11 protein-coding genes and 1 pseudogene are annotated in these 12,995 nt (G+C 69.1%); 7 read left to right on the top strand and 5 right to left on the bottom strand.

What is annotated here, in order from left to right:
- Positions 1-36 precede the first annotated feature (36 nt).
- The 4 genes from OG928_RS00570 to OG928_RS00555 all read left to right on the top strand — a co-directional run bounded on the left by OG928_RS00570 (position 37) and on the right by OG928_RS00555 (position 4,526).
- The gene (locus OG928_RS00570; protein WP_406277435.1) at positions 37-858 is read left to right on the top strand and encodes a carbohydrate ABC transporter permease; all 822 of its coding nucleotides are present in this window, start codon (positions 37-39) and stop codon (positions 856-858) included.
- Positions 855-1,718 carry a carbohydrate ABC transporter permease gene (locus OG928_RS00565; RefSeq protein WP_406277433.1) on the top strand — a complete coding sequence of 288 codons (864 nt, stop codon included), beginning with the start codon at positions 855-857 and terminating at the stop codon, positions 1,716-1,718. The genes OG928_RS00570 and OG928_RS00565 overlap by 4 nt, the downstream gene beginning before the upstream one ends.
- Before the next feature lie 77 nt (positions 1,719-1,795).
- Entirely contained in the window at positions 1,796-3,475 is a 1,680-nt protein-coding gene (locus OG928_RS00560; RefSeq protein ID WP_406277430.1) for a glycoside hydrolase family 36 protein, read from the top strand.
- 34 nt (positions 3,476-3,509) lie between these two features.
- On the top strand, positions 3,510-4,526 hold the full coding sequence (locus OG928_RS00555; protein ID WP_406277427.1) for a LacI family DNA-binding transcriptional regulator: 1,017 nt from the start codon (positions 3,510-3,512) through the stop codon (positions 4,524-4,526).
- 310 nt (positions 4,527-4,836) lie between these two features.
- On the opposite strand, the gene OG928_RS00550 is transcribed toward OG928_RS00555, so the two are convergent.
- The 4 genes from OG928_RS00550 to OG928_RS00535 all read right to left on the bottom strand — a co-directional run bounded on the left by OG928_RS00550 (position 4,837) and on the right by OG928_RS00535 (position 9,796).
- A complete protein-coding gene (locus OG928_RS00550) occupies positions 4,837-5,295 on the bottom strand; it encodes a hypothetical protein (protein WP_406277424.1) in 459 nt (152 codons plus the stop codon).
- Positions 5,296-6,251: 956 nt separating this feature from the next.
- Complete coding sequence (locus tag OG928_RS00545; RefSeq protein ID WP_406277421.1) at positions 6,252-6,596, bottom strand: hypothetical protein; 345 nt, start codon at positions 6,594-6,596, stop codon at positions 6,252-6,254.
- A gap of 867 nt (positions 6,597-7,463) precedes the next feature.
- Entirely contained in the window at positions 7,464-8,798 is a 1,335-nt protein-coding gene (locus OG928_RS00540; protein WP_406277418.1) for an MATE family efflux transporter, read from the bottom strand.
- A complete protein-coding gene (locus OG928_RS00535; protein ID WP_406277415.1) occupies positions 8,795-9,796 on the bottom strand; it encodes a phosphotransferase family protein in 1,002 nt (333 codons plus the stop codon). The genes OG928_RS00540 and OG928_RS00535 overlap by 4 nt, the downstream gene beginning before the upstream one ends.
- A gap of 632 nt (positions 9,797-10,428) precedes the next feature.
- On the opposite strand from OG928_RS00535, the pseudogene OG928_RS00530 reads away from it, so the two are divergent.
- Positions 10,429-10,681, top strand: a pseudogene (locus OG928_RS00530) (superoxide dismutase [Fe]); the annotation flags it as partial.
- On the opposite strand, the gene OG928_RS00525 reads toward OG928_RS00530, so the two are convergent.
- Positions 10,657-10,878, bottom strand: a complete 222-nt coding sequence (locus tag OG928_RS00525) for a hypothetical protein (protein ID WP_406291328.1) — start codon at positions 10,876-10,878, stop codon at positions 10,657-10,659. The pseudogene OG928_RS00530 and the gene OG928_RS00525 sit on opposite strands and share 25 nt — an antisense overlap.
- Before the next feature lie 353 nt (positions 10,879-11,231).
- On the opposite strand from OG928_RS00525, the gene OG928_RS00520 reads away from it, so the two are divergent.
- Positions 11,232-12,287 carry a serine/threonine-protein kinase gene (locus OG928_RS00520; protein ID WP_406277412.1) on the top strand — a complete coding sequence of 352 codons (1,056 nt, stop codon included), beginning with the start codon at positions 11,232-11,234 and terminating at the stop codon, positions 12,285-12,287.
- A complete protein-coding gene (locus OG928_RS00515; protein ID WP_406277409.1) occupies positions 12,275-12,754 on the top strand; it encodes a hypothetical protein in 480 nt (159 codons plus the stop codon). Before OG928_RS00520 ends, OG928_RS00515 begins: the two co-directional genes overlap by 13 nt.
- Positions 12,755-12,995: the final 241 nt, after the last annotated feature.

Below are 12,995 nucleotides of genomic sequence, written 5' to 3'. Positions count from 1 at the left end.
CTGACCGCACGTCGCGTCGCGCCGTACGGGTTCGTCATGCCTGCAGTGCTCCTCTTCGCCGCCTTCAAGCTCTATCCCATCGGCTGGTCCTTCGTCCTCAGCCTGCACAGGAGGGTCGGGGGCGTCGACACCTTCGTTGGAGCCGACAACTACGAACGGCTCCTGCGTGATTCGCTCTTTTGGACCGCGCTGGAGAACACCTGCGTCATCCTGTTGATCCAGGTCCCTCTCATGCTGGCCCTGGCCACGGGACTCGCCCTCGCCTTCAACTCCGCGACTCTGCGGGCACGTTCGGTCTTCCGCCTCGGCTTCTTCCTCCCCATGGTCACCGGCCTGGTGGCCTACGGAGTCATCTTCTCCGTGCTCCTCAATGAGAAGTCCGGTCTGGTCAACTGGCTTCTCGGGCTCGTCGGGATCGGCGAGGTGCCCTGGCTGACCGACCCGCTCTGGGCGAAGATCTCGCTCGGTCTGGTGCTCACCTGGCACTACACCGGATACAACGCCGTCATCCTGCTGGCGAGACTTCAGACGATTCCCTCGGAGCTCTACGACGCCGCCGCGGTCGACGGTGCGGGAGCCTGGGGGACGTTTCGCCACGTGACACTGCCCGGCCTGCGGCCGGCGATCCTGCTGACCACGGTGCTTTCCACCATCGGCACCCTGCAGATCTTCGACGAGCCCTACATCCTGACACAGGGCGGTCCGGACAACGCGACGCTCACCATCGGTGTGTACCTGTACCAGAACGCCTTCATGTACTTCGACTTCGGCTATGCCTCGGCCATCGCCTACGCCCTGGCGGTTGTGATCGGAGTCCTCGGGCTGATCCAATTCCGTGTCCTGGGAGACAGACCATGAAGAGCCGTTCCACAGGGTTCAGCCGCCTCGGCGCTCCTGCATCCCGGCGCCGCAACAGCATCCTGCTGACGTCCGGCCTTGCCATCGCTCTCGCGGCCGTCGCCATCCCGTTCTACTGGCTCGTTATCGCCGGCACGCACAGCTCCGACGATATCTTCGGCTCGCCGCCGCCGCTGCTGCCCGGCGGGCACCTGGGAGAAAACCTCGCGAGCCTCCAGGAGACGGCATCGTTCGGCAGGGTCGTGCTCAACTCGGCTCTCATCGCCGCCATTTACACCATCTGCGCCGGAGCGGTCTGCACGCTGGCCGGCTACGCATTCGCCAAGTACCGCTTCAAGGGACGTGATGCGCTGTTCGGCGTGCTCATGCTGGGACTTGTCATCCCCACCCAGGTCACACTGGTGCCGTTGTTCAAGATGATGGCCGAGCTGCAGTGGCTCGACACCTACCAGGCCGTCATCATGCCGAATCTTGCACTGCCCTTCGGGATCTTCCTCATGCGCCAGTCGATGGCGGCCCTCCCCGACGAATTGCTGGATGCGGGCCGGATGGACGGCTGCGGAGAGTTCCGGCTCTTCTGGAAGGTGGCCCTGCCTCCCATGAAACCGGCGCTCGCGGCACTGGGGATCTTCCTGTTCCTCTACCAGTGGAACGACTTCATATGGCCGCTGATCGTGCTGCGAGACAACACCTCCTTCACCATCCCCGTGGCGCTCGCCTCGCTGCAGGGCGTGGATGACACCGACTACGGAGCACTTTTCACCGGGACGGCCGTCGCCTCGATCCCCATGGTCATCGTCTTCCTGGCCCTCCAGCGCCACTTTGTCTCCGGCCTGCTCGCCGGGGCCGTCAAGGAGTGAATGTGAGCATCCTGTCCCACGAAGCCGTCACCACCGCCGAGCTGGTCCAGACGTCGTATCACCCACTTCTCGACACCGTGCACGTCGCCGTCCTGGCCTCCGGCACCGAGGCGGAATGGGCCCTGTCCGAACTTCCCGGCGGGCTGAAGATGCTGAGCGTCGACGCGCCTGGGAGGCCGGTCACGATCCGGCTGTCCGTCCCGCTGGGCGACGCGGCCGGCTACTGGCACCCCCAGGCCGATTGGAACAGGACGCTGGTGGCGGACTGGGAAGGCCGGGCCAGTGTCAGCCTCGTCGACGGGCTCGCCGCCGGGTGCCTCTACGACTACGCCGGCGCGACCATGCTCACATTCGCCGCGGCCGACCCGGTGTCAGAAGTGACCCTGCGCTTCGGGGTGTCCGAGGAGCAGGACACCTACGTCGTGCATCTGGACCTGCCGGCGGCTCCCGCTGCCCGTCAACTGCTCTTCGTACCGCGTGCCGAGTCGGTCGCCGCCGCAATGCGGATGCTGCGTAACTGGTTTGCGGCCGAAGTGCCGGCCATGCCCGTCCCGGAGTCCGCACGCGTCCCCGTCTACTCCACCTGGTACGCCTTCAACCAGCAGGTGAACGCGGCCGCGGTCGAAACACAGGCAGATCTGGCTGCGGGCCTGGGCTGCGGCGTCCTCATCCTCGACGACGGCTGGCAGAGCCTGGGAAGCGGCCGAGGGTATGCGGGGTGCGGCGACTGGGTTCCCGACCCCGACAAGTTTCCCGACTTCGCCGGGCACGTGGCGCGCGTCCGCGAGGGGGGAATTCGATACATGGCATGGATTGCCCCGTTTCTCCTCGGCCCACTCGCGATGTGCTACGAGGAGTGGGCGGTTTTCGCACCGGCCGCTGCCAGGGTGCCCGGAGCTCGGGTGCTCGACCCGCGCCGACCGGAAGTACGCGCCCACGTCGTTCGCATGTGCGTGTCCCTGGTAAACGACTACGGCCTGGACGGCCTCAAGGTCGACTTCCTGAACGAAGCCATGGTCTATGCCGGTGACGGCCGCGGTGACATCGGGCACGCGCTCACCGAGCTGCTCACCGAGCTGCGATCCGCGCTGGAAGCCGTACGCCCCGACGTGCTGCTCGAACTCCGTCAGCCATATGTCGGCCCCGGCATGGCGGCCTTCGGGAACATGCTGAGATCCATCGACTGCCCCGCCGATGCGACAGCCAACCGGGTGCGCACCATCGACACCTCGCTGCTGGCCGTGGGCGGCGCAGTCCACTCCGACATGCTGCTGTGGGACACCTCGGCGTCGGCCGAGGCGGCGGCGCGGCAGCTCATCGGTACGCTGCACTCAGTGCCCCAGATCTCCGTCAGACTCGACACGCTGACCCAGGAGCAGCTCGAGACCACGCGCTTCTGGCTGGCCGAGTGGCAGCGTCTGCGGCCGCAGCTGCTCGACGGGATCGTCGAGCCCGGCCGTCCCGACGACCTGTACTCGCTCGTCGAAGCCGTGGCAGACGGCCGGTGCGTGCTCAGCGTGTACAGCGAGCGGACCGTCCCCCTTCGGCCCACCGTTTTCTCGGAGACCGTGCTGATCAATGCGACATCCACAGACAATGTCGTTCTGGACGTGCGGGACGGCGGAGCGACAGTGGACATCGAGGTGCACGCTCCCACCGGTCGTATGACCAGACAGTCCCGGATCTCTCTCCTGCCCGGTCTGCACAGGCTGCCGGTTCCGAGAATGGGACTGGTCCGTTTTCGGAGCAGCACCTGAACGGCACGATCAACCACCTGGAAAAAGGAAGTACATGAAAGTCGGCATCGTCGAGATCGCAGCGCGCGCGGGCGTAAGCGAGGCAACCGTCAGCCGGGTCATCAACCGCCGGCAGGGTGTCGCGCGAAAGACGAGGGAAGCGGTTGAGCGCGTCATGGCCGAGCTGGGCTACGAGCGCCCGGTGCAGGGCCAGCTCGTGGCCGTGGTCACCGAGCACGTGTCCAACCCCTTCTTCGCCGACGTCGCCGAACGCATCGAGTCCGCGCTCGCCCCGCATGGCCTCAAGACCGTGATCTGCCCGTCCTTCCCCGGTGGTGTCCAGGAGCGCGAGTTCATCACCTCGATCGTCGACAAGGGCATCGCGGCCGTCGTCTTCCTCTCCGCATCGAACACCGTGGAGGGAGCGGACCCGGAAACCTACGAAATCCTCAGGTCCCGGCATATCCCGTATGTCGGGATCAACGGAGAGTTCGCCGACGGCGTGCCCGTGCCCGTCTTCTCCACCGACGACGCGCTGGCCGCGGAGCTGGCCGTCGACCATCTGTACCAACTAGGTCATCGGACCATCGGCATGGCTTCAGGGCCGAAGGGAAACCGTCCGGCAGACCGGCGCGTGCGTGGCTTCATCGAAGCCATGGCCAAACGGGGAGTCGAGGAGCCGGAGCGATGGGTCAGCCGCCAGTCCTACACCCTGGAGGGCGGTCAGGCGGCTGCGAATGTCTTGCTCCAACTGGGGGTTACGGCCATCGTCGCCGCCAGCGACTACATGGCGCTCGGCGCGATCCGCGGGATCCGCCGGCAGGGCGGCTCGGTGCCCGACGACATCTCGGTCGTTGGCTACGACGGATCGATGATCACGGAATTCGTGGATCCGCCGCTGACGACGGTGCGCCAGCCGGGAGACCGACTGGCACTGGAGGTGGGCCGCAGCGTTCTGGCTCTGGTCAGCAACCGGGACGTCCCGACGGGGGAGCTTCTCTTCGACCCTGAGCTGGTGATCCGCGCGACGACGGGGCCCGCGCCCGGGGCCGGGTCCCGTGGACACAGGTAGCGGCACCCTGACCGTGCCCAGACGTGAACTGCAGGTTGCAGCAAGTGGGCGAGTACGCCCCGGACATCTACCGGCCCACCGCGGTGGGCAGTTCCGCGTCTGCCCTTGAACTCCTCATCCCCGCTGCTGACTGCATATCCTGCGGGTCGGTTGAGAACACGCCCGGGCGGGTGGGGGCGTGCGGGTTTGGGTCTGCTGGTGAGTGATGGTTCGGGCCGGGGTGTCCGGTTGGTGACCTGGCCTTTCCCGGAGCTCGGCAGCAGTACCTCCAGGTAGTGGTCCAAGACGAGGCGTTCTCCGCCGCGACCGGTCAATCGGGGGTGTCGTGCGATCTCGACGCGTCCGTCGTAGGCGACCAGGTCGGTGGAGCGCAACACGACCCGGACCTTGCGGCCGATGAATCGGGGCCGGGACCGAGTACCGACACATCCGCCACGGTGATCAACGCGTAGCGGTCGACCCCCGGTGTGAGGACGAGGCCGGTCTCGAAGGCATCGTCGGGAAGGCCCATCAACAGACCGGCCTCGTGGAGGAAGGCCTGGCCGATCGTGTGGATGCGCAACCCGATCCGCCGGCTCTCCTCGATCGCCTCGAACTCGCGGACGCGGGTGTTGAGGTCGTCCAGGGAGGCGATTTTCGGAACGGGAGTGAGGTAGTTGCGGCGCAAGTAGCCGACCTGTCCCTCCACTCCGCCCTTTTCGTGGGCGCCGCGCAGACCCGGCTCGCAATAGAAGGAGTGAATCCGTAATGCCGGTGGAACGCGGACCATCGAAGGTTCTTGTGAGTGGTCGTTGGTTGTGGGGTGTTCGGCTGGGGTCTGGTGGGGTTGTGAGCTGGGGTTTTCTCACTTCCGTTGGGTTTCGCGGGTGTTGTGGGATGTACTGAGATTTTGTGCGGTTCGGATGGGAATGCCATAGGTGGCCGCGTTGGGCGGCCCCTTTTCGGGTGGTCCCGGGGGATCGGCTCGGGGCGGGGGTTTTCAGGGTCGGGTCGCCGGCTGTGCAACGTCTGACGCGAGGCGCCGTCGGACCGGTCCCGGCGGCCACGCGTGCGCCGGAACTCCCTCCGCCCTGTACGGATTCGCGTATACATGCCGCACGCGGCACCGACCCCATCCCGTCGAGGCGACCTCATCTCGTCGACGAGACCGTGGCAGGCCAGGAAGCGCAACGCCTCGGGAAGGGGACCAGGGCGGGTGCCGGCTCGAAGACGTCGGCCATGCTCGTGTCCCGCAACACGGTCTCGGCGCGTTCCCGGAAGTTCCCCGCGAAGCCGCCGGGCAACGGAGGCCGCTCACGGGCCAGACGATCGAAAGCCGGGGAACGAGCCATCCGTTGGACACGCCCGTCGACCATGAACGCCGCGAGATCCTGCCACAGGGGTGCCGCGTCGGCATGGACGATGTACGCCGCGGCAATGTCGGCCGCACTGCGGTCGCTCAGGGAATGCTCGCCCCGCGCGGCCGCCTCCCGACGCTTCTGGCGCAGTGGCGGGACAACGCCGGCGCCGGATCCCGATCTCCTCTTCACGTACGCGCGCCACCACCGGCTCGTGGACCGTCCGCCCGGCCCCGACGAGGTGCACCCCTGCGGTCTTGGCCCGGCGTGCGCCGGGCCAAGACCGCAGGGAACCGTTCACGTCCGGGTGTCGAGCTCGCCGAACGTCATTACCAGGTCTTGCAGTTCGGCGGACCGACGAGCTCGTTCCCCCCATCCCAGTAACCGGTCACCTTCGTGCACCAGTTCTGCGGACCGGACCGGACCGGTTGGTGGCAAGCGCGGTGTCCGACAGGTAGGAGACGTTGCGGCCGGTCTTCTCTGTCGAGCCGACCCGGGAGCCGTCCCTGTAGACGGCGACGTTGATCGTCGCGCGACTTACCCTCGAGGGACAAGAGAGGGAACCCGTGGCGATGATGTTCCCCGTTGAGGGGTTGTAGGTCGGCTGGTTCGTGTGGACGACGCAACTGACGGAAGCGGATTCCGTCGCCGCCTGTGCCGGGGAGCCGACCAGGCAGATGGCGGCTCCGAGCGCCGAGACGGCAATGGCTGTGTGCAAACGGCCGAAACGCATGAGACTGTCTCCTCGTGTGGAAGAACCTCGCGTGATGTGCGACTCCCGAAGGGGGAGACGACCCACGAACGGGTCGCTCCTTCGCCCGGCGTGATCGTCGCGACGACGCCGGCGCTTGGATCGTGTGCGCGGCGATCGACAACGACCTTGATCTCGCGTGCTGCGGGAGTCCTCGGAGCCCGCCCTGCCCAGATGACGGACCCCGGGCGGGCCTGTGTTCGGTGGCAAGCCTTCCCGGCACGAGAGGCACGGGACCACCGAAGCTGTGTCCGGGACGCGTCCGGGACGTGTCCCGGGACAAGACACCGGGCCCTACCTGCGGCGTTATTTCCCTGTCCGAGGATTGCGAACCGACTTTCGCCTCGCGCCGCGTCGGCGGGAGCGGTGGCGTGGAGACGGAAGCGGCGTGGTGCCCTCGATGTCGAGGGCACCCACGGTCGCCGCGTCGGCGCGAATGGACGCGGCGGGTCACTGCGTTGCCGGGGTCTCCCCGGTCAGCGCGGGCATGCCACGTCGCGACCATGCGGACGAGCTCCTCGTCGAGTCGTCCGTGGGGACCCCGTGCCGCGGCACGGTTCCTGCGGTGTGGTCCGGGAGTTGCTCATGTCCGGTCTTTGCGTGGGCCGCCGGCCGCTGGTGCCTCGGCGGCTCCGGAACTGCATTGCAGTGTCCGGCTGTTGACGACGGCTTCTGACCGTGGCCACGAAGATGGCCGTTGACACGGGAGGCGGTGGCCGGTCACGGGCCGATGAACACCAGGTCGAGGTGGACGAGTTGACGTCTCGGCTGGTGGTCACCCGGGAGACTGTGTCGACGGGGTTGTCGCGGGTTGCGGGACCGTCTGACGCTGGGGCGGCCGTGGTGTGTTCATGAGAGATGGCGCAGGATGCCCAGCGCGGCTCCTGCGGCGACTGCTTCGGCCACCGGGAAGCTGATCCACAGCCAGAGGCTGCCGAACGCGCTGAATGCCAGCAGCAGCGGTACCTGTACGGCGATCAGCGAGCCGATGGAGATCACGTAGGAGGGGCGGGCCCGGCCCAGCGCCTGGAAATAGGCGGAGACCAGGGTCGCCACGCCGGCCAGGGGATAGCTGAGCGCCAGGATCCGCAGCGCCTGTACGGCCTGACCGCGTACCTCCGGGTCGTCGGTGAACACCCCGGCCGGTGGCCCGGCGAAGAGCAGGAGCAGCAGGCAGGCGGCGGTGCCGTAGACGACGGACGCCCGCAGGGCCAGGGTCCGCGTACGGTCGACCCGTTTGTCCAGGCCCCGTCCGGCGTTGTAGCCAATCAGGGGTTGCATGCCTTGGGAGATGCCCAGTTGCGGCATCAGGACCAGGGTGCCGATGCGGACGCAGATCGCGTACGCGCTCAGCGCCGTCGCGCCGCCGCTGTCCATCAGCAGGTTGTTCGCCAGGGCGACGACCAGGGTGGCGCCGAAGCGGCCGAGGAAGGACGGCGCGCCCACGGAGACCAGCTGCCGCAGTGTGGGCCCGTGGGGGCGCAGGTCGGCCGCGGTGATCCGGTACGGGCGGTCGCGCCGTCCGAAGAAGAACCACAGGCTCATGCCCAGCGACACGGCCTGGCCGCCGACGGTGCCCAGCGCCGCCCCGCGCACTCCGAGGCCGAACCCGAAGATCAGTACGGGGTCGAGGGTGATCTGGACCAGGATCGGTACGACCCAGAGCATGGTGGCGTAACGCAGCCGACCCTCCGCGCGGACCAGGCTGGAGAACCCGGTCGCGGTGATCGATCCGGCCAGGATGATCAGCCCGTAGTCGTGGGCGTACTCGTGCGTCTCGCCGGTCGCGCCGAGCACGCTCAGCAGCGGGTCGAGGGCGACCGCGCCCAGGCCGCCGATGAGCAGGGCCGCCGTCCAGTAGACGACGAACGTGTTGCCCGTCGCGCGGGCGGCCTGCCGGGTGTCTCCCGCACCGAGACTGCGGGAGACCAGGGACGCGCCGCCGGTGCCGACGGTGGTGGACACCGCGCCGAGGACGAGCAGGACCGGCGCCACGATGTTGACCGCCGCGAACGCGGTCGCGCCGACGCCGCGCGAGACGAACAGGGCGTTGGTCAGCGCGTAGATGCCGTAGGTCGCCACCGCCACGGTCGCCTGGGCGGTGTTGCTCCACAACAGCCGCCCGACGGGCCGGGTGCCGAGCCGGGCGACGTGGTCCCGCGTCGTGGTGTCCGGCCCGGTCACTTCCCGTGGCCGAGGGACTCCATGACCCGGGTAAGGCCGCCGCGGGCGAAGTCGTACTGGGCGGAGGTGGTGTGGCCGCGGTAGACGGTCTCGATGACCATGATGAGCATCAGGTGCAGGTTGTACAGGCGGCGGCGCAGGCGCTCGGTGTCGGTGAACGTGTCCTTGCCGTAGCCGCGCAGGAAGCCAGGCAGGTCGCCCGGCAGTTCGCCCATCTCCACGGCGACGAAACCGGCTTCCATCAGCGGGTCTCCGTACAGCGCGCGTTCGTGGTCGAGGATGCCGGTGATGCGGCCGTCGCGGACCATGACGTTGGGGTCCCACAGGTCCCACTCGACGAAGGCCGGTTCAGTCACCTCGTCGAGGCTGTGGGCGTTGTCGCGCACGGTCCGGCGGATGAGTTCGTAGTCCCAGCCCAGGTCGACGCCGCGCCGCGCGCCGTCGGCCAGGACGTCGTCGACGATGCCGGTGAACACCTCGCGCCAGGTGCCGCCGGTGGCCTCGCCGAGCAGCGGGCCGAAGTGGTCGCCCTTGATGCCGTTGAGCGCGCGGTTGGCCGCGCCCCGGGCAACCTGGTAGGCGCGGTAGAGCTCCGGAGCGAGGTCTGCGCCGACGACGCCGAGGTTGTCGCCGTCGACGAACTCCATGAAGAAGTAGTCCGCGTCGCACAGTTCGCGGGTGTCGTCGATGTGGAGCACCGCGGGCACGGGCACGTCGGTGTGCTCGGCGACCAGCCGGAGCGCGTGGACCTCGGTGCGCATCATGTCCGTCTCGTACGTCATCACCTCCACCGCCGCCGGCGGTGCGATCTTCAGGACGACGGGCCGGCCGTCGCGCAGCCGGATCTTGTACGCGACGTTGAACCACCCGTGGCCGAGCTCCTCGGCCCACCCCTCGCCGTCGGGGATCTGCCCCGGGCCGAAGGACCGGGCGACCATGGCGCGCAGGGCGCCGTCTGCCTGGCGGTTCTTGGTGATGCTCTCGGTGACCGCGTCCACGGGGCTGCTCCTTCGGTTCCGGCGCTGGACATGACACCGTAACCCCGAAAACCTAGCGTCCGATAGGTATTCGCGCTCGGCTCCTTTCGGAGCACCATGGCCTGCGGAAACACCGCCGTGAAGCCACCTCCCGCGGAGCGTGCGTGCAGACACGACGGCAGGCACGGAGTCCGGAGCGGTTCCTCCCACCCGCCACCGCAACCGCAACGCCTGGCCCGCCCGGGAGACCAGCGCGTCGATACGGACCGCATCATCGATGACCTCGACAGCGTTGACCGCCACGCCTTCGACGTCACGCCACACCAGGTCCCAGAAGTCCGGTTCGTCCCCCGCGAACAGCACCCTGAACAGCCGTAGCTACTGTCTCGGTCCGATGATCGAAAGTGACCATCCCGAGATGGAAGCCACAGCCTCCAAGCTCCCCGCCGGATGCCACGACACGGCACACCTGCAGCACGGAATTCGTGTCCGCGTGCGGGAGCGGGCCGGAAGGGGGAGACCGGAGGCGGATCGGAACGAAGCCGCCCAAGACGGGGCGTCGAGCGCGTCGGGGGCCGGCAGGATAGCGGGGCGGGTGCGGATCCCGGCCCGTGCAAGGGGCCTTGCCCTGACTGCGATCGAAAGAACGACTCGTGACGGTCACGCTCCCGGAACTGCCCTACGCCAACGACCCCCTCGCCCCGCACATCTCGCAGGAGACGCTCGAATACCACTGGGGCAGGCACCACCGGACCTACGTGACGAACCCGAACAACCTCGCCAAGGGCACCGAGTGGGAGAGCGCGACCCTCGAGGACATCGTCGGGAAAGGCGTCGGGCCGGATCTTCGAGAACGCCGCGCAGACCCGGAACCACACCTTCTACTGGCACAGCCTCTCCGGCAACTTGCGGTGGTACGCGATGACCGCCCAGTCGTGGTCCGCGCCGGACAGGGTCATGTGGACCTTGCGTGTTCTGCCGAGTACCCCGGCGACCAGCACGACCGACGCGGTCTCCTCCTCGTCGGGGCCGGCCTCGTCGCGATGAAGGCCGTGCACCACGCCCACCGGCGTCTCCTGACGCGGCGGTTCCTCCTGCCGCACGAGCCGCTCCCTACGTGAGGCAGTTCCACCATCACGTCGCGACCCGAGGTGAACCACCGCACGAGCGTCGCCGCCGCGTGGACGGCGACGCGGGCTCTTCGAGGGTTTCGGGACGAGTGGGGGTCTGCTTGCCGTGGCGGGAGGTCCGGCCGTCCCACAGAAGCCGCATCATCGACGGCGGAGCCTCGATCGGCTCGGAACCCCCGGCCGAAGCACCGATGCCGTCGAGGCCCGTCCGGGCTGTGCCCGCGTGGCTGTGCGCAGGTGGGTGTTCGTCCGTCGGTGGTTGGTAGGGTCCGGTGCGCCGGTGACCGAACCGGTGGCGAGGGGATGGCTTCGGAAGGGTGGACCCTGTGCAGACGCAGCAGCTCGGTGACCGCTATACCTGGGTGGGCCTGCTCGGCCGGGGTGGCATGGGCGAGGTGTGGGAGGCGTGGGACGCCGAACTGCAGCGCGCGGTGGCGGTGAAGCTGCTCACGGCCGTGCCCGGGGACCCGGGTGCCGGGTCGTGGTTGCGGGATGAGGCGCGGGCGGTGGCGCGGCTGAGCGACCCGAACATCGCGGCGGTCCACGATGTCTGCCGCGCCCCGGACGGCCGGGACTACCTGGTGATGGAGCTGGTACGCGGGTCGAGTGTGCAGCAGCTGATCCGCGGGCACGGCCCGTTGCCGTGGCCGACCGTCGCGGATCTGGGCGCGCAGACCGCGCGTGCGTTGGCCGCGGCCCATCGGGCGTCGGTGGTGCACCACGACATCAAGCCGTCGAACCTGCTGGTCACCGACGACCAGGTGGTCAAAGTGGTCGACTTCGGGATCGCCGCCACCGCCGATGCCGACACCGCGCCGGATGCGGGAGGCGCGTCGAGGCTGGGCACGGCCGCGTACACCGCCCCGGAACGTGCCCTGGGGAACCCGACCGGTCCGGCGGCGGACCTGTACGCGCTGGGCTGTGTGCTGTACGAGGCCCTCACCGGCCAACCGCCGTTCGTCGGCGACGACCCCGCCGAGGTGTTGTACCGGCACGTCCACGAGGAACCGGCACCGGTCGCGCAGGCGCGCCCGGACGCCCCCGCCGAGTTGGGTGCGCTCGTCCACCGGCTGCTGGCGAAGAACCCGCAGGACCGGCCGCGCTCCGCCGCCGAGACCGCGCACGCGCTGGCCGCCTGGGCCGGGCCGGGTCCCGCCGCGGTCACGGTGCCCGATGAGGGCGCGACACAGCTCCTGCCGCCCGTACCCGCGTCCGCGCCGGCCGATGCCGCACTGCCCGACGACGGGGCCACCGCGCTGCTGCCATCGCTGCTGTCCGACGACGAGCCGCCGCACAGCGCACGGCGCGGCGACCCCGCGACCGGCGTGGCCTGCTGCTGGTCGGGGCCCTGGTCGGCGCGGCGCTCGCGGTGGTGCTGGTGATCGTGCTGCTCGCGGCCGTGGACACCGGAGGCGGCCAGGCCGGTCCGGCGTCCGAGAGCACCACCGGCGTATCCGCGTCGGCCGCTCCGGGCGGCGCCCAGGCGACGGCCTCCGCGACGGGTCCGGGCGCCCCCGCTCCCGCGAACACGACGCCGGGCACGCCGTCCACCGCGCTGCCCTCGACCGTGGCGAGCAGTGCCCCGCCGTCCACCGCGGGCCCGGCGCAACTGGCTGCCGACCTGAACGCCGCCTACCCCGCCGCGTCCGCGTCGATGCAGCAGAACCTGGCCCGGGAAGCCCGCCGCGACGTGAACGAGATCGCCCAGAGGCTGCGCAGCGGCGAGACGGGCAAGGCCGCCGAGAAGGCCCGCGATCTGCGCCGGAGCCTCGTCGAGGCCCAGACCAAGGGCAAGTGGGACGGCGACGCCGTGTTCCTCCAACTCATCCAGCGCATCGCGGCGGGCTGACCACCGCCCACCGCCCACCGTCCCGGGCCCGGGAACGACCACCTCCCGCACCGCCGCCGGCCGGCGCCACCGCGCCGCCGACGTCGACACCGCCCTGTGGGTGTCGAAAACCTCATCCATGCTCTCGCAGCGGACCGACCAACCCGCGCCCGCCATCCCTACACCGGGCCCAACACTCATGTGTCGGCGAACCGCCGAGAGCATCGCCGGTCCTGCCGGCGCGAGGGCCCGTCCGCGCGGT

The organism is Embleya sp. NBC_00896 (genome assembly GCF_045207785.1).
Taxonomy (GTDB): Bacteria; Actinomycetota; Actinomycetes; order Streptomycetales; family Streptomycetaceae; genus Embleya.
The sequence above is the reverse complement of the archived record's forward strand: the minus strand, read 5'-3'. Positions and strand labels throughout refer to the sequence as shown.